We start from the raw sequence: 21,264 nt of genomic DNA, 5'->3' as shown, positions 1-21,264 counted from the left end.
GGGCCAGCTTCCCCGAACGGTGCGGGATGCGGGGCCGCTCCTCCTTCAGGAACTGCGCGGGGTGGTTGCAGATCTGCTTCAGCGAGGCCAGCAGCTTCATGATCATCCCGCGGCGTTCCATGCCCTCGCTGGTCTCGATCACCGCCATGGCCTCGTCCACCGCCGCCTGGTACAGCGAGGCCTGCTCGCGGGTGAGGGACACGGGGTGGTCCGTCTCGGTCTTGGGCGGGAGTTCGGGGGCGATCCCCGGGTCGGATTTCCGGCGGCGCAGCAGGAACGGCCTCACCAGGGCCGCGAGGCGGGCCACCGCTTCCTCGTTGCCGCCGTCCTCCTGCTGCTGCTGTTCCACAGCCCGGGCGTGCCGTGCCCGGAACGCCGTGAGCGGCCCGAGCAGCCCGGGGGTGGTCCAGTCGAGCAGGGCCCACAGCTCGGAGAGGTTGTTCTCCACGGGCGTGCCGGTCAGGGCCACCCGGGCGGGGGCCGGGATGGTGCGGAGTGCCCTGGCCGTCGCCGAGTGCGGGTTCTTGATGTGCTGGGCCTCGTCCGCGACGACCATGCCCCAGGACTGGTCGGCCAGCCGGGCGGCGCCGGCGCGCATCGTCCCGTAGGTGGTGAGCACGAAACCGCCGGTGAGGCCGGAGAGGGTGCGGCCCGCCCCGTGGTAGCGGCGGACCGGGACTCCGGGCGCGAACTTCTCGATCTCCCGCTGCCAGTTGCCGAGCAGCGAGGCCGGGCAGATGACCAGGGTCGGCGCGGGGTGGTCCCGGTGCAGGTGGAGGGCGATCAGGGTGACCGTCTTGCCCAGGCCCATGTCGTCGGCGAGACACCCGCCGAGGCCGAGCGAGGTCATCCGGTCCAGCCAGGCCAGGCCGCGCAGCTGGTAGTCGCGCAGGGTGGCCTTGAGGCCGGGCGGGTGGGGCAGTGGGGCGAGTTCGCCGGTGAGCCGGTCGCGGAGGGCGGCGAGCGCGCCGACCGGGACGGCCGGCACCGGTTCCGGTTCGCCGGGTACTTCGGCGGTGCCGCCGAGGGCGACGGCCAGCGCGTCCACCGGGTCCAGCAGGCCGAGTTCGCGCCGGCGTGCCTTGCGGACGAGCTCCGGGTCCACCCGGACCCACTGGTCGCGCAGCCGCACCACCGGGCGGTGGGCCTGGGCGAGGGCGTCCATCTCGCCGGGGGTGAGACGGTCGCCGCCGAGGGCGAGCTCCCAGGAGAAGGAGAAGAGGCCCGCGGCGTCGAAGAACGCGGTGCCGTCGGTGGCGGAGCCGGGCGCGGCCGACCGTACGACGGCGGTCGCGGTCAGCGTACGGGCCAGCTCGCGCGGCCAGTGCACCACGACCCCGGCGGCGGCCAGCCGCGTGGCGGCCACCCCGAGGAGGTCCTCGAGTTCGGGGTCGGAGAGTGCGAGCAGGTCGGGCACCGGCTGGTCGAGCAGCCGCAGCAGCGGCGGCCAGGCGCGGGCGGCGCGCCGCAGCGCGAGCACGGCGTCGATCCGCGCGCGCGGGCCGAATCCGGCGGCCGCGGTGCCCGCCCACAGCTGTCCGGCGTCGGTGACGAGCGTCGGGTCGGCGAGGCTGTGCACCTGCACCACGGCGGCACCCGCGCGGCGGGTGTCCTCCTCTTCCGGATCCGGTGCGTCGAACAGCTGGTACGAGGACAGGTCGAGCCGCAGCGAGATCCCGACACCGGCGTCCGAACCGGCGGCGACCTGTGCGGCCCAGTCCCGTATCCCGGGCACCTGCTGCGGCTCGGCCGCGGCGAAGGGCCGGCCGGCGGCGACGGGGGCGGCCGGGGTGCGCGGCAGGGTGTCGGCGACGGCGTCGAGGAAGGCTCTGACCAAGGCCTCCGGCTCGGGCAGGTGAAGGGGGCGGCGGCCGGGCAGCGGGGTCGCGTACCCCTCGTACGGGAGGGCCGCGGCGACGGCGCGCAGGTGGGCGACGTCCTCCGCGTCCAGCGGGCCGGCCCGCCAGGCGTCGTACCCCTCGGGAGTGAGGCCGGGCAGCAGCCGGCCGCGGGCGGCGAGCGCGAGGGCCTGCCGGGCGGCGGTGCCCCAGCAGCGGGTCGCCGGGTGGGCGGCGGGGTCCTGCGGGGCGGCGGCGAGCACGGGCAGCGCGGCGCCGAGGTCCAGCACGACGGCGGCCACGTCACGGCTCCGCACCCCGGCCGCACCGTGCGGCCGGACCACGGTGAGCGGCTCGGGGCCGCCGGGCCCGGCCGGACCCCCGGGCCCGTCGGGCCACGGCTCCCCGTCGGGGGACCAGAAGGCGATCCGGCCCTGGCGGGGCACCGCGGCGGGCAGGAACACGGCGGCCCGGCGCCTGAGCGAGGCGGCCGTCACGGACGCTCCGGCGCCGGTGCCCGGCGGTGCCGGCGGCCCGGCCGGTACCGGGGCGGTAGAGGCGTGGGCAGGGGCGAGCCGAGCCCGCTCGGCGGCGTCGTTCATCGCAGGCTCCTCCCTGTCCTCTTCCTCACTGCTGCGGTCCGGCGGCACGGCACGGCAGCCGTCACTCTCAGCGAGTCTAGGTCCGCCCACTGACAACGTCGCCGACCTGCGGAAACGCCGAAACGTCCGCACCGGGGGAACCCCTTGCGCGGCTTCGCTGCGTAGCTGCACGGCAGCGGTGCGCGCGGCTGCGCCGGAGCGCCGCCGCTCCGCGTGGACCACCGGGGTGCGTCAGCCCCGGGACCAGCGGCCGAGCTCGGCCGCGTAGCCGTACTGCGGGCGGCCTCCGGAGGCGCTGGTGCGGAGGGGGCGGCCGTTGTCGTCGATCCGGGTCAGGCCCGGACCGGCGGGTCCCGTCCACCGGACCTCGCCGTACCACTCGCAGTCGCAGCCCGAGGCGGCCGCCTCGATCCGCAGGACGACCGGGTCGGTGGCGGACACCCGGAGGGGGAAGGCGGGCGCGGGGACCGGGTGTTCGCCATCGTGGCCGGCCGCCGGCCGGGCCACCGGCCGCGGGGCGTCCAGGTTGACCGTGAAGGAGGCCGGGGTGAGCGCGCCGCCGCAGCCCGGCGACATCAGGTGGACGTTCCACGGCAGCGGCGTGCGCCGGGCCGTCACCCGTACGTCGATGCCCTGGACGACGATCGCCTCACTGCCGGTGCCGTGCAGGGTGGCCTCGACGATCTGCTGCCCGGCGTGCACGGCCCCCTGTGCCGCGGCCCAGCCCGGGGCGTCCGCTTCGACGGGCGGCGCGGGCACCGATCCGGGGTTCCGGTCGATCAGGTACGCGTGATCACAGCCGTTCGCCCAGACGTGCGACCGTACGGCCGCACGGAGCCGTGGTGCGCTGCCGGACGCGGGCGAGGAGGTGTTCGGGCCCGGGGCCGGAGCGGTCGAGGCACCGGGGGTCCGGCCGGGCACGGGGCCGCCCGATGCGGACGCGCTCGTGCCCGGGCCCGGTCCCGGTCCGGGGCCCGTCGTGGAACTCTGGGTCCCCCCGGTGCCCTGACTCGGGCCGGTGGTGGGGGCGGGCGGCCGCGGATCGTCGGCTCCCCCGCTCGCACCCGCCCGGGGCGAGGAGGTGGTCGTACCGGTACCGGCAGCCCGGTCGGCCCCGTCGCGGCCCAGGGGTCCGGCCACGGCCAGAGCCGTGGCGGCGAGCGCGACCGCGGCGACGCCCACGACCGCACCCGCGACGGCCCGCCGCCCCCGGTACCAGGAGTCTCCCCGCACGGAGCCCGCGTCGGTCCCTGTCGTCAGGGCGATGGCGGGCTCCGGCTCCCCACCCGACCCGGCGCCCGGGGCCGGACCGGTCCCGCGCTCGGAACCCCCTTCGGCCGGAGCCTGACCCGGAGCCGACGCGGACCCGGCGTCCGGGACCGCTCCGAGAGCTGATCGCGGCTCCGCCCCGAGGGTTGCCTCGGCGGTCGCGCCCTCGTCGGCCCCCTGCTCCGAGGCCGGGAACCGCTCTCCGGCCGGCTCCCCAGCCGGGACCGTGGCGCGTCCCGGCCACGGGTCCACGCCCGGACCGGCCACGTCCACAGCCGTTCCTGCAGCGGCCCGCTCAACAGACGGGTCACCCGGGTCCCGCTCGGGCACCGCGCCGGGCACAGGACCCGGACCCGCACCCCGATCGGCCTCCCCGGACGTGCCCGGATCGGCGTCGGCAGAACCACTGTCCGCAGCCGGGGGCCCAGGGGCCGGTTCGGTCCGCGTACCCCGGCGGATGTCCGCGGCCGTTTCGGCCCCTACGGGCGCGACGTCCTCGGCACGGTCCGCGCCGGGGGCGGGCGACGGCTCCGACCGTCCGGCAGGAGCCCCTGCCCCGGGCATGGCCGACGTAGGCGACGGCCCCGGGGCGGAGCCTGCCCGGACGGTCGACCCCTGCCCGGCTCCCGACGTACCGGCAGGCATCGGGAGGGGCACCTCGGCTCCCGTCGACACGGGCGCTTCGGCCCGCATCGGCCGGTCGGCCGGATCAAGCGCCGAACCGGGCACCGGGGCCCGGTCCGATGCGGAGCCCGGTTTCACCGCCCGCTCGGCGGCGGGCTCGACGGCAAGCCCTGCGGCCGACTCCGCCGGAGCCGCACCCTCCGGCACGCGCTCGCGATCCGCGCGGGGCATCGCGCGGCGTCGCGCGTCCGCGAGCAGCCAGGCGCGGTGGAGTTCCAGCGCCTCCGACGGCGTGGCCCCGCAGGCACGGGCGAAGCGGGCCACCGCCGCGAACTCCGCGGGAAGGGCCTCGCCCCTGCAGTACCGGTGCAGGGTGGACGTACTCGTGTGCAGCTTGCGCGCGAGCGTCCCGTAGCTCAGCCCCGAACGCTCCTTCAGTTCCCGCAGCAGCCGTGCGAACCTCTCCGCTTCACCCGTGCCACCGGCCGTTCCACCCGTCCCACCCAAGGTGCTCTCCCCCGCTCCCCGTCCCGCGACGCCGTTCCACCCCGGGACGTTCTCCCAGGTGAAAGCGCTGACTGCCGTTCCAGTGTCCCGGATGCGACGCGATCCGTCGCCCGGCACCACGCCCCTGGGGAAAGCTGTTCTTGCCCCGGTACGACACCGGGCCGAACTCATGACAACGGGGAGAACGACCATGCTCAAGCGCACCACCGCCACCCTCACGGCCGTCCTCGCGGCCGCCGCGGCCCTGGCCCTCACCACGTCCACGACCGCGACCGCAGCGCCCACCGCGCCCGGCTTCATCATCGGCAAGGACCTGCCGCCCCACCCCGGCTCCGCCTGGTACACGGGCAAGGTCACCAAGGGTCTGCCCGAGTGGCCCGTGTTCTGCCTGGAGGGGGCGCTCCCGAAGACGAACACCTGGCACCGCACCTTCGGTACCGAGTTCGACACGGGCGCCCTGCAGATCTCGGTGCGCGCGGCCTCCGACGGGGCGGCCGCCAAGCTGGCCGCCGCCCTGGAGAAGAAGGTGGCCGGCTGCGCCGCCGACTGGCTGCGGGCGCACCCGGGCGGTACCGCCTCCTGGCAGGACTACGGGAAGATCAAGGTCGAGGAGGGGGCGCACGTCTACGGGGTCCACACCTCCATCCCGGAGTCCGAGCCGGGCGTGAACCTCTTCGGCATCGGCCGCGACGGCTCCACCGTGACCGTCGTGAAGTGGAGCCAGATGGGCTACCTGTCGGACGCTCCGGTCCCGGCCTTCAAGAAGACGACGACCACGGCGGTCAACAAACTCAACCCGTGAGGCCATCAGCGCGTGAGGCCATGGAGCCATGAAGCCATGGGGTCACCGGGTCATGAGGCCAGGAGGCCATGAGCCGGTGATCCCCCTGGCTCCCCGGTCCGGTGGGACCATGGAGGGGGGCCGCTCCAGGAGGCGAGGCCATGCGTACCGGGAGCGAGCCGGTGACCGCCCGCAGTCCGCTTCGCCTGCGGTTCTGGCTCGGCATGTGGGGGTTGCTGTGGGCCGTCGGCGGGACGGTCGTCTTCTCGCTGGCCGACCACCCCGGCTGGGCCGCCGCCTTCGCGGTGCTGTCGGTGATCGTGGTCGTCGACCTGTCCGTGGTCGTCCACCACATCCACCAGGGCCCGCACTACCAGCCCGGCCCGGACATCCCCCCGTACGAACCCCCGCGGGCAAGAGGCTGACCGCCCGGGACACGTACGGGCGCCCCGGGCCGAGGGCAGTGCCCCGGCCCGGGGCGGCGCCGGCCCCGGGGCGGCGCCGTCCTCAGCCTTCGAAGGCGGCCGCCTCCAGGTACTCCGGCTTCGGATCCAGCGCGGCGGCCAGCCGGAAGTGCTTGCGCGCCGGGCCGGGCCGGCCGGCCCGCTGATGGGTGCGGGCGAGCGCGAAGTGCGCGAACGCGTTGTCCGGCTCCCGCTCCAGCACCAGCTCGAACTCCAGCTCCGCAGGCCGCAGCTGCGCCGCCGCGAAGAAGGCGCGGGCGCGCAGCAGCCTGGCTGCGGTGTTCTCCGGATGGGCGGCGATGACCGAGTCGAGCAGCCGTACGGCGCCCCTCGGATCCCGGGCGGCCAGCAGCTGCTCGGCGGCGCGGTAGTCGATGACGTGAGTCTCCGGGCTGGCCGAAGCACCGTACGACAGACCGGGCGGACCGGGCGAGGACGGGTCGTGCGAGGACGGATCCGGGGTTGGCTCGGACACGGTCGGGCTCCTTCCCTCTACCGCGCGTTCAACGGCTCCGCCCCGCCCTGTATTCCATGCACACGTCAGGCCGGGCGGGAGTCTCCCAGGCCCGATCAGCCGCGCGCGGCGGCGGCCCGCGTGGTCAGCTCTTCCCACACGGTGCGGACCTGCGGCTCCAGCGCCTCCAGCGGTCCGTCGTTGTCGATCACGAGGGTGGCGACGGCCAGCCGCTGTTCCCTCGTGGCCTGTGCCGTCATCCGGGCCCGTGCCTCGTCCTCGGTCATGCCGCGGCGTCCCGTCAGCCGGGCGAGCTGCGTCCCGGGCGCCGCGTCCACCACGACCACCAGGTCGTAGAGCGGCGCCAGCCCGTTCTCGGCGAGGAGCGGTACGTCGTGCACGACGATCGCGTCCGGCCCCGCGGAGGCCTCCAGCTCGGCCGACCGGGCTCCGACCAGCGGGTGGACGATCGCGTTCAGGACGGCCAGCTTCTCGGGGTCGGCGAACACGATCGAGCCGAGCCCCGGCCGGTCCAGGGTGCCTTCCGGGGTCAGCACGGACTCCCCGAACGCCTCGACCACCGCCCGCAGCCCCGGTGTTCCCGGTTCCACGACCTCCCGCGCGATCCGGTCCGCGTCGACGATGACCGCCCCGTACCCCGCCAGCAGCCGCGAGACCTCGCTCTTGCCGGCTCCGATTCCACCCGTCAGGCCCACCTTCAGCATGGGCGAAGACTAGCCCCCGGTCCGTCGCCGCGACACGTCGCCCCGGTGCTGCGCGCACCCTCGTGCTGCGCGCGCCCCGGTGCTACGCGTCGCCCTCGCGCTCCGCGAGGAACCGCTCGAACTCGCGCCCGAGCTCCTCGGCGGAGGGGATGTCCGCCGGCTCCGCGATCATGTTCCCCCGGGTCTCGGCCCCGGCGGCCGCGTCGTACTGGTGCTCCAGACCCCGCACCAGTGCGACGAGTTCCTCGTCGCCCTCGCGGATCTGCCGGTCGATCTCCGTCTGCGTGCGGTGCGCCTCGGTGCGCAGCGTGTGCGCGACGGCGGGCAGCACCAGCCCGGTGGCGGCGGTGATGGCCTCCAGGGCGGTCAGGGCCGCGTCCGGGTAGGGGGAGCGCGCGACGTAGTGCGGCACGTGGGCGGCGACGCCGAGCACGTCGTGGCCGGCCTGGGCGAGCCGGTATTCCAGCAGCGATTCGGCGCTGCCGGGGACCTGGGCCTCGTCGAAGGGGCTGCGGTGGCCGGGCATCAGGTCGGTGCGGTTGCCGTGGGGGGTGAGGCCGACCGGCCGGGTGTGCGGGACGCCCATGGGGATGCCGTGGAAGTTCACGGACAGCCGGACGCCGAGCCGCTCCACGATCTGCCGGACTGCGAGCGCGAACCGCTCCCATTCGACGTCCGGCTCCGGCCCGGACAACAGCAGGAAGGGCGCGCCGGTGGCGTCCTGGACGAGCCGGACCTCCAGCCCGGGCGCGTCGAAGTCGGTCCAGCGGTCGCGCTTGAAGGTGAGCAGGGGGCGGCGGGCCCGGTAGTCGACGAGCCGGTCGGCGTCGAAGCGGGCCACCACCTGGTTCGGCAGGGTTTCCAGGAGCCCCTCGACGATCTGCTCGCCGGTCTCGCCCGCGTCGATGTAGCCCTCGAAGTGGTAGAGCATGACCAGCCCGGCCGAGTCCTGGGCGAGCGCCAGGTCGACCACCGCCAGGCCCTTAGCGTCCCACTCGTACAAACCCTGGGGATCCAGCACCGTCACCACTCCTCCTCGACGCGTTCTCCGATCAAGAACGCCCGGGAGGGCGCCAACCATTCCCCGGTTGACGCGGCCGACAGGAAAGCGTCATGTCCACGGCCCGGCACGGCGGAAATCAGGCGGCCGCCCACGACCGTCAGGCCGCCGCCCGGGACCTCAGGCCGGCGTCCGGGACATGCGGAAGGCCCGCCCCCCGGAGGGGACGGGCCTTACCGTTTCAGCTCTGCTCACGCCGTGGGCGTGAGGCGCGCTGCGATCAGCTCTGGCCGCCGGCCAGCTTCTCGCGGAGCGCGGCCAGGGCCTCGTCCGAGGCCAGGGCGCCGGAGGTGTCGTCCGACTCCGAGGAGTACGAACCACCGGAGACGTTGCCCGCACCGGCGGCCGGGGCGGCGTCGCCACCCTCGGCGGCGGCAGCGGCGTCGGCCTCGCGGCTCTTGATGACCTGCGCCTGGTGCTGCTCGAAGCGGACCTGCGCCTCGGCGTACTGGCGCTCCCACTCCTCGCGCTGCTTCTCGAAGCCCTCGAGCCAGTCGTTGGTCTCCGGGTCGAAGCCCTCGGGGTAGATGTAGTTGCCCTGGTCGTCGTAGGACGCGGCCATGCCGTACAGGGTCGGGTCGAACTCGACCGACGCCGGGTCGGCACCGAAGGACTCGTTGGCCTGCTTCAGGGACAGCGAGATCCGGCGACGCTCGAGGTCGATGTCGATGACCTTGACGAAGATCTCGTCGTTGACCTGGACGACCTGCTCCGGGATCTCCACGTGGCGCTCGGCCAGCTCGGAGATGTGGACCAGACCCTCGATGCCCTCGTCCACGCGGACGAACGCACCGAACGGAACCAGCTTGGTGACCTTACCCGGGACGACCTGGCCGATCTGGTGCGTACGGGCGAACTGCTGCCACGGGTCTTCCTGGGTCGCCTTCAGCGACAGGGAGACGCGCTCGCGGTCCATGTCCACGTCGAGGACCTCGACGGTGACTTCCTGACCGACCTCGACGACCTCGGACGGGTGGTCGATGTGCTTCCAGGACAGCTCGGAGACGTGGACGAGACCGTCGACGCCACCCAGGTCCACGAAGGCACCGAAGTTGACGATCGAGGAAACGACGCCGGAGCGGACCTGACCCTTCTGCAGGGTGGTGAGGAAGGTCTGGCGGACCTCGGACTGGGTCTGCTCGAGCCAGGCGCGGCGGGACAGGACCACGTTGTTGCGGTTCTTGTCCAGCTCGATGATCTTCGCCTCGAGCTCCTTGCCCACGTAGGGCTGGAGGTCGCGGACACGGCGCATCTCGACCAGGGAGGCCGGGAGGAAGCCGCGGAGGCCGATGTCGAGGATGAGACCACCCTTGACGACCTCGATGACGGTACCGGTGACGATGCCGTCCTCTTCCTTGATCTTCTCGATGGTGCCCCAGGCACGCTCGTACTGGGCGCGCTTCTTCGAGAGGATCAGGCGGCCTTCCTTGTCCTCCTTCTGGAGGACGAGGGCCTCGATCTCGTCGCCGACCTTGACGACCTCGTTCGGGTCGACGTCGTGCTTGATCGAGAGCTCACGGCTCGGGATGACGCCTTCGGTCTTGTAACCGATGTCGAGCAGGACCTCGTCCCGGTCGACCTTCACGATGACGCCGTCGACGATGTCGCCGTCGTTGAAGTACTTGATCGTCTCGTCGATCGCGGCGAGGAAGGCTTCCTCGTTACCGATGTCGTTGACCGCAACCTGCGGGGTGGTGGCGGTGGTCTCGGTGCTGCTCGTCATGTGGGAAAGGGCTCCGGTTACGGACAGAAAGTCGTAGGTACTGCTACGCCGGGAGCCCTTATCGCCTCTGATACGCCGGACAGCCAAGGAGACCCCGATCTCGCCCAGAAAACGGCGGGGGCCTCGAAAACCGAGGGGACTGCAACAGATGCGAGCGCAGCCTGCTAGGTCTGAGGAGCACAGGCTCGCAGCGCAACTTGTAGCATACGGGGGCAGCCGTGCAGGGTCAATGCGCGAAGGCGCACACCGGGGGCGGATCATCGCATACCCGGCACAACTCGTGGGTGTGCGACCGCCTCTGCCCCCTCCGGAGCTGTTCCGCAGACTACGACGATGGGCCCCATGAACCAAGAGGACTACGCCCCCGAAGACGCGTACGGGACACTTCCCGGCGCGGACGAGGACGCCGAGGCCACCCGGCGTGACGCGGGGGACGCGGAGAGCAGCCGGGCCAGCCGCGGCTGGTGGGACCGCAACGCCGACGAGTACCAGAGCGAGCACGGAGCGTTCCTCGGCGACGACCGGTTCGTCTGGGGCCCCGAGGGCCTGGACGAGGCCGACGCCGCCCTGCTCGGCCCGCGCGAGGACCTCCGCGGCAAGGACGTGCTGGAGATCGGCGCCGGCGCGGCCCAGTGCGCCCGCTGGCTGGCCGCGCAGGGCGCCCGGGCGGTCGCCCTCGACCTCTCCCACCGCCAGCTCCAGCACGCCCTCCGCATCGACGGCGGCGCGGTCCCTCTGGTGGAGGCGGACGCCGGCGCGCTGCCCTTCCTGGACGGCTCCTTCGACCTGGTCTGCTCCGCGTACGGGGCGGTCCCGTTCGTCGCCGAGCCGGTGCGCGTGATGCGCGAGGTGCACCGGGTGCTGCGGCCCGGCGGCCGCTGGGTCTTCTCCGTCACCCACCCCATCCGCTGGGCGTTCCCCGACGAGCCCGGCCCCGAGGGGCTGTCCGTCTCCGCCTCCTACTTCGACCGCACGCCCTACGTCGAGCAGGACGAGCAGGGCCGCGCGGTCTACGTGGAGCACCACCGGACGATCGGCGACCGGGTCCGCGACGTGGTCGCGGGCGGGTTCCGCCTGCTGGACCTGGTGGAGCCGGAGTGGCCGGCCTGGAACAGCCAGGAGTGGGGCGGCTGGTCCCCGCTGCGGGGCAACCTGATCCCCGGCACGGCGATCTTCGTGTGCGAGAGGGACTGACCGGCCGATGCTGCGCACCGAGGCCCTGGACGCGCTCCCGGTACGGTCCGCCCTCCCCTCCCTCCGGTCGGCCCTGGACGCGCACGGCACGGCGGTGCTCTGCGCCCCGCCGGGCACCGGCAAGACCACCCTGGTGCCGCTGGTCCTGGCCGGCCTCACCGGCGGCGGCCCGCGGCGCCGGGTCGTGGTGGCCGAGCCCCGGCGGATCGCGGCCCGGGCGGCGGCCCGCCGGATGGCCTGGCTGCTGGGCGAGGCCGTCGGCGGATCGGTCGGCTTCACGGTGCGCGGCGAACGGGTGGTGGGCCCGGACTGCGCGGTCGAGGTGGTCACCACCGGCGTCCTGCTGCAGCGTCTGCAGCGGGATCCGGAGCTGGCCGGCACCGATGTGGTGATCCTCGACGAGTGCCACGAGCGGCACCTGGACGCGGACACCGTGGCGGCCTTCCTGCTGGACGTACGGCAGGCCCTGCGGCCGGAGCTGCGGCTGGTCGCCGCGTCCGCGACCACCGACGCGGAGGGCTGGGCGCGGCTGCTCGGCGGCGCGCCGGTGGTGGAGGCGGCCGGGGTCTCGCACCCGGTCGAAGTGGTGTGGGCGCCGCCGGCCCGTCCGGTGCGGCCGCCGCACGGCATGAGGGTGGACCCCGCTCTGCTGACGCACGTGGCGTCGGTGGTGGGGCGGGCGCTCGCGGAGCAGCCGGGGGACGTGCTGGTGTTCCTTCCCGGGGTCGGGGAGATCGCCCGGGTGGCCGGGCAGCTGGGCGGCACGGACGCGGAGGTGCTGCAGATCCACGGGCGGGCCCCGGCCGCCGTGCAGGAGTCGGTGCTGGCGGGCGGCAGCGGCCGGCGGCGGGTCGTACTGGCCACGGCGGTGGCGGAGTCCTCGCTGACCGTGCCGGGCGTCCGGGTGGTGGTGGACGCGGGTCTGGCCCGCGAACCGCGGGTGGACCACGCGCGGGGGCTGGGCTCGCTGACGACCGTGCGGGCGTCGCGCGCGGCGGCCCGGCAGCGGGCGGGCCGCGCCGGGCGGGAGGCACCGGGCACGGTGTACCGCTGCTGGACGGAGGCCGAGCACGGCCGCCTGCCGGCGTTCCCCGCTCCCGAGATCAAGATCGCCGACCTGGCGGCCTTCGCGCTGCAGGCCGCCTGCTGGGGCGACCCCGACGCGTCGGGCCTGGCGCTGCTGGACCCGCCGCCCGCCGGGGCGATGGCCGCGGCGCGGGAGGTGCTCGAGGCGGTCGGGGCCGTCGACGGCGCGGGCCGGGCCACGGAGCGCGGGGTGCGCATGTCCCGGCTGGGCCTGCACCCGCGGCTGGCCCGGGCCCTGCTGGACGGCCCCCCGGGTGCGGCGGAGGTCGTCGCGCTGCTGAGCGAGGAGCCGCCGCGGGAGTACGGGGACGACCTGGCGGCCGCCTGGCGCACGGCCCGCCGCGGCGGCGACGCGTACGCGGCCCGCTGGCGGACCGAGTCCGCACGTCTCCGCCGCGCACTGGGCGCCCCCGCCGGTACGGGTACCGCTGCGCCGGGCCGTTCCGCAGGGGAACGCCCCCTCTCCGACGACGCCACCGCCGGGCTCGTCGCGGCTCTGGCGTTCCCGGAGCGGGTGGCGAAGGCCCGGGCCGAAGGCGCGTACCTGATGGCGAACGGGACCGGAGCGGGGCTCCGGGAGGGGTCCGCGCTGCGGCACGGCGGCTGGCTGGCCGTCGCGGTCGCCGACCGCCCGTCGCATGCGGCCTCCGCGCAGATCCGCCTGGGTGCCGTGATCGACGAGCGGACCGCCCGCGAGGCGGCCGCACACCTGCTGACCTCCGGCGAGGAGGTGCACTGGGAGGACGGCGACGTCGTGGCCCGCGAGGTCGCGCGGCTCGGAGCGGTCGAGCTGACCGTGCGCCCGTTGCGTGACCCCGATCCGGTGCTGGTGCGCGAAGCCCTGCTGGAGGGCCTGCGCTCCGAGGGCCTCGGCCTGCTCCGCTGGGCCCCGGAGGGGACGGGCCTCCGCGCCCGCCTCGGCTTCCTGCACCGCACGCTGGGCGGCGACTGGCCCGACGTGGCGGACGGGGCACTGCTGGAGCGGGCCGAGGACTGGCTGGAGCCGGAGCTGTCCCGGGCCCGGCGCCGTGCCGACCTCGCCCGGATCGACGCCGGGCAGGCGCTGAACCGGCTGCTGCCGTGGGCGACCGGCGAGGCGGCCCGGCTCGACGAGCTCGCCCCCGAGCGGATCGAGGTGCCGTCCGGATCGCGGATCCGCGTGGACTACGGCGCCGACCAGCCGGTGCTGGCGGTGAAGCTGCAGGAGCTGTTCGGGCTGGCGCAGACCCCGCGGCTGGCCGGCGTGCCCGTGCTCGTGCACCTGCTGTCGCCCGCCGGGCGGCCGGCCGCGGTCACCGCGGACCTGGCCTCGTTCTGGCGGGAGGGCTACCGGGCCGTACGCGCCGAACTGCGCGGCCGCTACCCCAGACATCCGTGGCCGGAGGACCCTGCGACGGCCGAGCCCACCCGGCACACCAACGCCCGGCTCAGGCGGGGCTGACCTCCGGGGCCGCGGCGGTGACCCCCGGGGCCGGGGAGCGCCGGCCGCGCGCCTCCAGCCACAGGGCCAGGCCGAAGAGGAGGAGCCCGGTGGCGGCGAGGCCGATCGGCGCGTAGGTGTGCAGGGCGAGCACCTTGGTGCGGTTCGCGGAGACCAGGTCCACGGTGTGCCGGATGTAGTCCTCGCGCATCTTCACGTGCCCGGAGAAGGCGGTGAGCTTGCCGCCCTCCGCGGTGGCGGCGATCCCTCCGCGCATCTCCTGTTCCATGATCTGCTCGCCGTTGACCGGCGCCCCGGTGACCGGGTCGACCCAGAACATCCGCTTGGCCGTGTACCAGAGGGTGGTGCCGGTGGTCTCCTCGATGGTCGCCGGGTCGATGCCCTCGATCGGCATCTTCTTCGGCATGGGGACCTTGGTCCACGGCACGGTCTGCTCGAAGTAGTAGACGTCCATGCCGCGGAACTTCCGCGGGCCCACGTAGTGGATGGGCGCGGAGGTGCGGGTCTGGGCGTCGAAGTAGAGGTAGTCGCGGGGCTCGGTGAAGAAGGGGAACTTGAACTCGATGCCCTCGCGCTTGACCGGGTCCCCGTCGACCATCTCGCCGGTGGCGTGCACCGGGGCCTGGGTGTGCGCGTCGAAGATGTACCGCTCGGGGATCTGGGACACCATCTTCCCGTCCGGGCCGGCCACGTAGGAGAGGGCGTCCCAGACGACCACGTCCTTGCCGGCGGCCGCCTCGATCTCGCGGGAGGCCTCCACATTGCCCTTGAGGGTCTGGACGATGGTGACCTTGTCGACCTTCTTGGGCTGCATGCCGCCGGTGTAGTCGAGCAGGATGGCGTCCTTCGCCTCCAGGACCACTTCCTGGTACTGGCCGGCCGGGATCTTGGCGAGCCGCGGGTACGCGTACCAGCGCAGCAGTGGTGCGAGGGCGGTGCAGAACACCGCGAGGGCGAGGAGGACGAGGCCGGCTCTGCGTCGCACGGTGGGTGCCTCCTCTACTTTCCGGGCGCGGTGGGCGCGTTGGTGAGCAGCGGTCTGGGCGAGGTCCGGCCTTCCGGCACCCCCGTTGCCGTGATGGCGAGGACGAGGGCCAGCGCGGCGGCCAGCCCGATGGCGGCGGCGACGAGTGCGCGCATGCCGGTGCCTCCGGAATCTGATACGGCGTCAGGGTTGGGGCACCGTAGCAACGCGCGGATGAGATGAGAACCGCCTGGGCCGCGGATCCCGTAGGGTTTCGGGCCTCGATCCGCAGCCTGGGCCTCGCCTCCGCGGGGGCCTCCGCGGAGGCCCCCGCGGGGCACGGCAACGGCCGTCCGTGCGCCAAGGGCCAGGTGCAAGATCTCCACCGACGCGACGAAGGGGCTTGCCATGGACGGGTTGGAGAAGAGCGGGTCACAGGAGCGGGGAGGGACGGCAACGGTGCGCGGAGCCTGCCTGCTGACCGTCGTCAGCCCGCGCAAGGACGAGGGCAACAGCCCGACCGGGATCATCGGCCGGCACCTGGCACGACAACTGCTCGCCCTGGGACGGCAGGTGCGGGTGCTGGCCGAGCCGGACCAGTGCGACGGCTGGCCCGGCACGGTCGAGGTCGTGGAAGGGTCGGTCACCCGGCCGCTGGAGCGCGCCCGGGCCTTCGACGGTGTCGAGGCCGTGTTCCTCGCGGGAGCCCATCCGCTGACGGTCCGGGACGCCCTCGGTCTTGCACGGAACGCCGGCGCCCGGAAGATCGTCCTGTTGTCGTCCCACGGGCCGGAGTACGAGGAGGCGCACCCGCCGGAGACCTGGTTCTGGCTGGCGATCGAGAAGGCAGTGGAGCGTTCGGGCATGGCCTGGACACACATCCGGCCGTCGGCGGTGATGGGGGCCGTCACCGAGGGCACCTATCCGGCGACGGGGTCGGACTGGGCGGAGACGATCCGGTCCGCCGGGGTGGTCCGGGAAGCCTTCCTCGACCGGGGGCACTATCCCTTCATCCACGAGGAGGACCTGGCCGCCGTCGTGGCGGCGGCCCTGAACGGCGACGGACACACGGGGAAGGTCATCGAGGCCGTCGGCCTGCCGCTGAGCACACGTTCACGGGTGCGGAGCATCGCCACCGCTCTCGGCCGCGACATCACCGCCGTCGAGTCGGCGCCGGACGAGAGCCGGATGACCTGGCGACGTCGCGGCTGGCCCGAGGGTGCGATCGACGTGACGCTGTACGCACTGGAGGAGTACGGCGCCCGCTTCGCCGAACTCACCCAGTGGACGCTCGGCCAGCGGCCGACCGTGCAGGACGTCATCGGCCGCCCGCTCCGCAGCTACGACGACTGGGTGCGCGAGAACATCGACTGCTTCCGCTGACGTCCGCGCCGGGATGAGGGCCGGCCGGCTACGGGGTGCCGGCCGGGGCGGCGGGAGTGCGGTGCGGCGGCTCGGCCGCCCCGGCGGGGGCCGTCGCGGTCGCGGTGGGGCTCGGGGTCGGGGTGGGTTTCGGCTTCTGCGTGGGAGCCGGAGTCGGCTTGGGGGTCGGCGTGGGCTTCGGCTTGGGGGTCGGCGTCGGCGTGGGCTTCGGCTTGGGGGTCGGCGTCGGCTTCGGCGTGGGTGTGGGCTTCGGCGTCGGCTTCGGCGTGGGTGTGGGCTTCGGCTTCGGGGTCGGCTTCGGCGTCGGCGTCGGGGTGGGAGTCGGCTTGGGCTTCTCCGGCTTGGGCTTCTCCGGCTTGGGCTTCCCCGGCTTCCCCGGCTTCTGCGGCTTCTCCGGGGTCGGGCGGTCCGGGACCTCGTGCGCACCGTTGCCGTAGTACGCGAACCAGGACCTGACCGTGGCGAGGTACTCCGAGGAGTGGTTGTAGGACAGGATCGCCCGGTTCAGATCGCCGCCGTCCCGGAGGTCCCGGCTGCCCGCGCACAGGTAGCGTCCGGCGGCCAGGGCCGCGTCGTACACGTTGTTGGGGTTGCGGCGGCCGTCGCCGTCCGCGTCCTGCCCCCAGCCCGCCCAGGTCGACGGGATGAACTGCATCGGCCCGACCGCCCGGTCGTACACGGGGTCGCCGTCGTACGCGCCGTCGTCGGTGTCCGAGATGTTCGCGAACCCGTTGCCGTTGAGGACGGGCCCCAGGATCGGGGTGAGGGTGGTGCCGGAGGCGTCCACCCGGCCGCCACGGGCCTGCCCGGACTCCACCTTGCCGATCGCCGCGAGCAGTTGCCAGCGGAGTCCGCAGCCGGGGTCGGTCGCCGCGACCTTCTGTTCCGCCTTCAGGTACGCCGCGAGCACGGTCGCCGGTATGCCCCGGGCTCCCCCGGCCAGGGGCACCTTCAGGGGCTGCGGGGTACCGGTGGCCGTCGGTGCGGGCGTGGGCGTGGGCGTCGCGGAAGGGGTGGGTGCCGGGGACGGCTGTCCCTCCCCGGGCACGGCGGCCACGGGCTCGGGGGTGACCAGGGGCGGGAGTTCGGTGAAGTACACCGAGTCGCCGCCCGCACCCGAGCCGGTACCGGTGGCGGAGCCGGCCGGTGCGGGCGCGGCGGCCGAGGGGCCGGGGCCGTCCGCACCGGCCGCCCGTATCCGGTCCCCCGGACCGGCGGGGCCCTGCGAGGCCGTCACCGCGGCGACCACCAGTGCCGAGACCACGGCGGCCGCGCCACCCCTGCGGAACCTGCGTCCGTACCGAGCCGTCCTGGTCATTGGTGAACCCCTCCCCGTCGGCGTCCGCGTGACTTTATGTCAACAAGGCGACAGACGAAACGCTGTGGCTCTGGGCGTTCACCGTTTGTCCACGACTCGCAGCCACCCCAGCGCACCGGGTCGATCCGTCAAGAGGGAAAGTAGCCCCATGCCGTTCACTCTCAGCCATGCCGCCGCCGTACTCCCGGGTATCCGGAGGGACGGAAGCGGCCGGGGGCCGTTCCTCGCCTCCGCATTGGTCATGGGTTCCTTCGCGCCGGACATGACCTACTTCACGGCGAGCGTGGTCCCCGGGGCGATGGAGTTCGGTTCGGTCACCCATTCGCTCACCGGGGTGCTCACGGTCGACGCCCTCATCACGGCCGCTCTGGTGGGCGGCTGGCTGCTGTTGCGGGAGCCGCTGGCGGCGCTGCTGCCCCCCGCCTGGCGGGGCCGGCTGTACGCGCTGGTCCGCGGGGCGGGACGGCCGGCCGGCGCCGCACGGCCGTCGGCGGTGCGGGCGGCGGGCGGGTTCTACCTCTCGGCGGTCGTCGGATCCCTCACGCACGTGGCGTGGGACAGCTTCACGCACCTGGACCGGTACGGGACGGACACCTGGCCCTGGCTGTCCTCGTACTACGGCCCCTTCCCTCTCTACACCTACCTGCAGTACGGGAGTTCCGCGCTGGCGGCGGGCGTGCTGGTGTGGTTCCTGGGAACGGCGCTGCGCCGGGTCCCCGCCGGGGCCGCGCCCGGGAACGTGCCGGTGCTGGGCCGGGCCGAGCGGTGGGGTGCGCTCGCGCTGACCGGCGGTTGCGTCGCCGTCGGGACGGCCGTCCGGCTGGAGCGCCTGTTCCGGCTGGCCGCGGACCGCGTCCACACCCCGTTCGACATCATCCCGACCGTCTGCTTCGGCGCGGGCAGCGGACTGATGGCGGGACTCGTCCTCTACGCCGTACTGCTGCGGCTGTGGCTGCGGTTCGGGCCCGCCACGCGGAAGCCCGCCCCCACCGGGGTGCGGTAGGGGCGGGCTCGGCGGGCCGGGGACCGGGCCGGCGAAGTGCCGGGCCGGGGCGCCGGCGGGTCAGTGCGCGGCGGACTCCCAGTCCGGGCCGACACCCACCGACACGTCCAGCGGGGCGCGCAGTTCGACCGCGGCCGCCATCTCGCGGCGCACCAGCTCCTCCACGCGCTCGCGCTCGCCCGGGGCGATCTCCAGCACGATTTCGTCGTGGACCTGCAGCAGCATCCGGGACTTCAGCCCCGCCCCGGCCAGCGCCTTGTCCACCCGCAGCATCGCGACCTTCACGATGTCGGCGGCGGTGCCCTGGATCGGGGCGTTCAGCGCCATCCGCTCGGCGGCCTCCCGGCGCTGCCGGTTGTCGCTGTTGAGGTCCGGGAGGTACCGGCGGCGGCCGAACACCGTGGCCGTGTACCCGGTGGCACGGGCTTCGTCGACGACCCGCTGGAGGTAGTCGCGGACGCCGCCGAACCGCTCGAAGAAGGTGTCCATCAGGCCGCGCGCCTCGGCGGGCTCGATGTTCAGCTGCTGCGAGAGACCGAACGCGGACAGCCCGTAGGCCAGCCCGTAGGACATCGCCTTGATCTTGCGGCGCATCTCGGCGTCGACCGCGGACCGCTCCACGCCGAACACCTGGGAGGCGACGGTGGTGTGCAGGTCCTCACCGGACAGGAACGCCTCGATCAGCCCCTCGTCCTCCGACAGGTGGGCCATCACGCGCAGTTCGATCTGGCTGTAGTCGGCGGTCATCAGCGACTCGAAGCCCTCGCCGACGACGAAGCCGCGGCGGATGGCCCGGCCCTCGTCCGTGCGCACCGGCACGTTCTGCAGGTTGGGGTCGGTCGAGGACAGTCGGCCGGTCGCTGCGGTGGTCTGGCTGAAGGTGGTGTGCACCCGGCGGTCCGCGGCGATCGTCTTGACCAGGCCCTCGACGGTCACGCGGAGCTTGGCCTGCTCCCGGTGCCGGAGCATGATCACGGGCAGTTCGTGCTCGGTCTGGGTGGCCAGCCAGGCCAGCGCGTCCGCGTCCGTGGTGTAGCCGGTCTTGGTCTTCTTCGTCTTGGGCAGGTTCAGCTCGGCGAAGAACACCTCCTGGAGCTGCTTGGGCGAGCCCAGGTTGAACTCGTGGCCGACCGCCGCGTGGGCCTCCTTGACCGCCTGCTGCACGGCGCCCGCGAACTGCTGCTCCATGGCCTCCAGGTGGTCGCGGTCGGCGGCGATGCCGTGCCGCTCCATCCGGGCGAGCAGCTCCGAGGTCGGCAGCTCCATGTCGTGGAGGAGCGCGGTCGCGCCGACCGCCTCCAGCTTCTCCGTGAACGCCTCGCCCAGGTCGAGGACGGCACGGGCCTGCGCCATCAGCGCCTCCGCCTCGGCGGTCTCGTCCGCACCGAAGGCCAGCTGACCGTCCGCGGCGGGCGGCGCCAGCTCACGGCCCAGGTACTCCACGGACAGCACGTCCAGGGCGAAGGACCGGCGGCCCGGCTTCACCAGGTACGCAGCCAGCGCAGTGTCCATGGTCACGCCGGCCGGCCCGTGCCAGCCGTGCTCGGGGAAGACCCGCCACAGGCTCTTGGCGTTGTGCACCGTCTTGGGCCGGTCCGGGTCCGCCAGCCACGCGGTGAAGGCCTTCTCGTCGGCCTCGTCGAGCTCGGACGGCTGGAACCAGGCAGCCGCGCCGCCGGCCGCGGCCAGCGCGACCTCGCTGACGCTGCCGGCGCCCAGGGCCCAGGCGTCGACGGTGGCCAGGCCCAGCGGGCCGCCGGCGTGCGCCTCCAGCCAGGGGCCCAGCTCGCCCGCGGCGAGCACCGAGGCGTCCAGCTCCACACCGGCGGCCGGAGGCTGCTCAGCGGTCTCCTCCGCGCCCGGGTCCACGGCGAGCAGCCGCTCCCGCAGCGAGGCGTTGCGGATCTCCAGCACATCCAGCACGCCGGTCATCGCGGACCGGTCGTAGGGCTTGCGCTCCAGGTCGGCGGGGCCCGCTCCGAGCTCCACGTCCTTGACCATCTCGGTCAGGACGCGGTTCATCTTCACCGACTCCAGGTGGTCGCGCAGGTTCTGCCCGGCCTTGCCCTTGACCTCCTCGGCCCGCTCCACCAGCTCCGCGAACGAACCGAACTGGTTGATCCACTTCGCGGCGGTCTTCTCACCGACCCCCGGGATGCCCGGCAGGTTGTCCGACGGGTCGCCGCGCAGCGCCGCGAAGTCCGGGTACTGCCGCGGGGTCAGTCCGTACTTCTCCTCGACCTTCTCCGGGGTGAACCGGGTCAGCTCCGAGACGCCCTTCGTCGGGTACAGCACCGTGGTGTGCTCGGACACCAGCTGGAAGGAGTCGCGGTCGCCGGTGACGATCAGCACCTCGTACCCGAGGGCCTCCGCCTGCGTGGCGAGCGTGGCGATCACGTCGTCCGCCTCGAAGCCGTCCACCGCGAACCGGGGCACGGCCATGGTGTCCAGCAGCTCGCCGATCAGCTCCACCTGCCCCTTGAACTCGTCGGGGGTCTTCGACCGGTTCGCCTTGTACTCCGGGAACTCCTGGGACCGCCAGGTCTTCCTCGACACGTCGAAGGCCACCGCGAAGTGCGTGGGCGCCTCGTCGCGCAGCGTGTTCGCCAGCATCGACGCGAAGCCGTAGATGGCGTTGGTCGTCTGGCCGCTCGCGGTCGTGAAGTTCTCCGCGGGCAGCGCGAAGAACGCCCGGTAGGCCAGAGAGTGCCCGTCCATGAGCATCAGGCGCGGGCGGTCCACTGCCTTGCCCGCAGGGTCTTTGTCTTCGGTCTTCTTCGATGCTGAATCTGCCACGCCTCCGATCCTAGGCCGCCGCGCTGACAATC

At 73.9% G+C, this 21,264-nt stretch carries 16 protein-coding genes and 1 pseudogene; 6 read left to right on the top strand and 11 right to left on the bottom strand.

What is annotated here, in order from left to right; all coding sequences use genetic code 11:
- From ACGFQ9_RS26525 to ACGFQ9_RS26515, 3 genes and pseudogenes are all read right to left on the bottom strand, one after another.
- Positions 1-2,440, bottom strand: a 2,440-nt coding sequence (locus ACGFQ9_RS26525; RefSeq protein WP_393577075.1) for a DEAD/DEAH box helicase, incomplete at its 3' end; no start/stop codon positions are given.
- Positions 2,441-2,671: 231 nt separating this feature from the next.
- The gene (locus tag ACGFQ9_RS26520) at positions 2,672-3,982 is read right to left on the bottom strand and encodes a transcriptional regulator (RefSeq protein WP_393577125.1); all 1,311 of its coding nucleotides are present in this window, start codon (positions 3,980-3,982) and stop codon (positions 2,672-2,674) included.
- A 636-nt stretch (positions 3,983-4,618) separates the two neighbouring features.
- A pseudogene (locus ACGFQ9_RS26515) lies at positions 4,619-5,011 on the bottom strand (helix-turn-helix domain-containing protein); the annotation flags it as partial.
- A gap of 19 nt (positions 5,012-5,030) precedes the next feature.
- Here ACGFQ9_RS26515 and ACGFQ9_RS26510 point away from each other — a divergent pair.
- Positions 5,031-5,642 carry a hypothetical protein gene (locus ACGFQ9_RS26510; protein ID WP_393577073.1) on the top strand — a complete coding sequence of 204 codons (612 nt, stop codon included), beginning with the start codon at positions 5,031-5,033 and terminating at the stop codon, positions 5,640-5,642.
- Between the two features lie 140 nt (positions 5,643-5,782).
- Positions 5,783-6,046 carry a DUF6343 family protein gene (locus ACGFQ9_RS26505; RefSeq protein ID WP_393577072.1) on the top strand — a complete coding sequence of 88 codons (264 nt, stop codon included), beginning with the start codon at positions 5,783-5,785 and terminating at the stop codon, positions 6,044-6,046.
- A gap of 82 nt (positions 6,047-6,128) precedes the next feature.
- Here the strand turns inward: ACGFQ9_RS26505 and ACGFQ9_RS26500 are convergent, their stop codons facing one another.
- The 4 genes from ACGFQ9_RS26500 to rpsA form a co-directional block, all read right to left on the bottom strand.
- Positions 6,129-6,500: a tetratricopeptide repeat protein gene (locus ACGFQ9_RS26500; protein ID WP_393577123.1), complete on the bottom strand. Its 372-nt coding sequence runs from the start codon at positions 6,498-6,500 to the stop codon at positions 6,129-6,131.
- 155 nt (positions 6,501-6,655) lie between these two features.
- Entirely contained in the window at positions 6,656-7,264 is a 609-nt protein-coding gene (gene coaE / locus ACGFQ9_RS26495; protein WP_393577071.1) for a dephospho-CoA kinase, read from the bottom strand.
- A gap of 82 nt (positions 7,265-7,346) precedes the next feature.
- A complete protein-coding gene (locus ACGFQ9_RS26490) occupies positions 7,347-8,285 on the bottom strand; it encodes a PAC2 family protein (protein ID WP_393577121.1) in 939 nt (312 codons plus the stop codon).
- 259 nt (positions 8,286-8,544) lie between these two features.
- Entirely contained in the window at positions 8,545-10,047 is a 1,503-nt protein-coding gene (gene rpsA, locus ACGFQ9_RS26485) for a 30S ribosomal protein S1 (protein WP_365109598.1), read from the bottom strand.
- A 342-nt stretch (positions 10,048-10,389) separates the two neighbouring features.
- On the opposite strand from rpsA, the gene ACGFQ9_RS26480 reads away from it, so the two are divergent.
- Positions 10,390-11,241: a class I SAM-dependent methyltransferase gene (locus ACGFQ9_RS26480; protein WP_393577069.1), complete on the top strand. Its 852-nt coding sequence runs from the start codon at positions 10,390-10,392 to the stop codon at positions 11,239-11,241.
- A 7-nt stretch (positions 11,242-11,248) separates the two neighbouring features.
- Positions 11,249-13,768 carry an ATP-dependent helicase HrpB gene (gene hrpB / locus ACGFQ9_RS26475; protein WP_393577067.1) on the top strand — a complete coding sequence of 840 codons (2,520 nt, stop codon included), beginning with the start codon at positions 11,249-11,251 and terminating at the stop codon, positions 13,766-13,768.
- Here hrpB and ACGFQ9_RS26470 read toward each other — a convergent pair.
- Both ACGFQ9_RS26470 and ACGFQ9_RS26465 read right to left on the bottom strand, forming a co-directional pair.
- A complete protein-coding gene (locus tag ACGFQ9_RS26470; protein WP_393577066.1) occupies positions 13,755-14,753 on the bottom strand; it encodes a DUF3068 domain-containing protein in 999 nt (332 codons plus the stop codon). The two genes, hrpB and ACGFQ9_RS26470, sit on opposite strands and share 14 nt — an antisense overlap.
- 14 nt (positions 14,754-14,767) lie before the next feature.
- Positions 14,768-14,908, bottom strand: a complete 141-nt coding sequence (locus tag ACGFQ9_RS26465) for an SPW_0924 family protein (protein WP_393577065.1) — start codon at positions 14,906-14,908, stop codon at positions 14,768-14,770.
- 232 nt (positions 14,909-15,140) lie between these two features.
- On the opposite strand from ACGFQ9_RS26465, the gene ACGFQ9_RS26460 reads away from it, so the two are divergent.
- Entirely contained in the window at positions 15,141-16,115 is a 975-nt protein-coding gene (locus tag ACGFQ9_RS26460) for an SDR family oxidoreductase (RefSeq protein WP_393577064.1), read from the top strand.
- Between the two features lie 28 nt (positions 16,116-16,143).
- On the opposite strand, the gene ACGFQ9_RS26455 is transcribed toward ACGFQ9_RS26460, so the two are convergent.
- The gene (locus tag ACGFQ9_RS26455) at positions 16,144-17,433 is read right to left on the bottom strand and encodes a lytic transglycosylase domain-containing protein (RefSeq protein WP_393577063.1); all 1,290 of its coding nucleotides are present in this window, start codon (positions 17,431-17,433) and stop codon (positions 16,144-16,146) included.
- A 148-nt stretch (positions 17,434-17,581) separates the two neighbouring features.
- Here ACGFQ9_RS26455 and ACGFQ9_RS26450 point away from each other — a divergent pair, with 148 nt between their 5' ends.
- A complete protein-coding gene (locus ACGFQ9_RS26450; RefSeq protein ID WP_393577061.1) occupies positions 17,582-18,436 on the top strand; it encodes a DUF4184 family protein in 855 nt (284 codons plus the stop codon).
- A 60-nt stretch (positions 18,437-18,496) separates the two neighbouring features.
- Here ACGFQ9_RS26450 and polA read toward each other — a convergent pair whose 3' ends face one another.
- Positions 18,497-21,232 (bottom strand): DNA polymerase I, encoded by a 2,736-nt coding sequence (polA, locus tag ACGFQ9_RS26445; RefSeq protein WP_393577059.1) that lies wholly within the window; start codon positions 21,230-21,232, stop codon positions 18,497-18,499.
- Between the last annotated feature and the right edge of the window lie 32 nt (positions 21,233-21,264).

Source organism: Streptomyces sp. NPDC048603, from assembly GCF_043199475.1.
Classification (GTDB): Bacteria; Actinomycetota; Actinomycetes; order Streptomycetales; family Streptomycetaceae; genus Streptomyces.
Note: the sequence above shows the minus strand (reverse complement) of the source record. Positions and strands in the feature narration are given on the sequence as shown.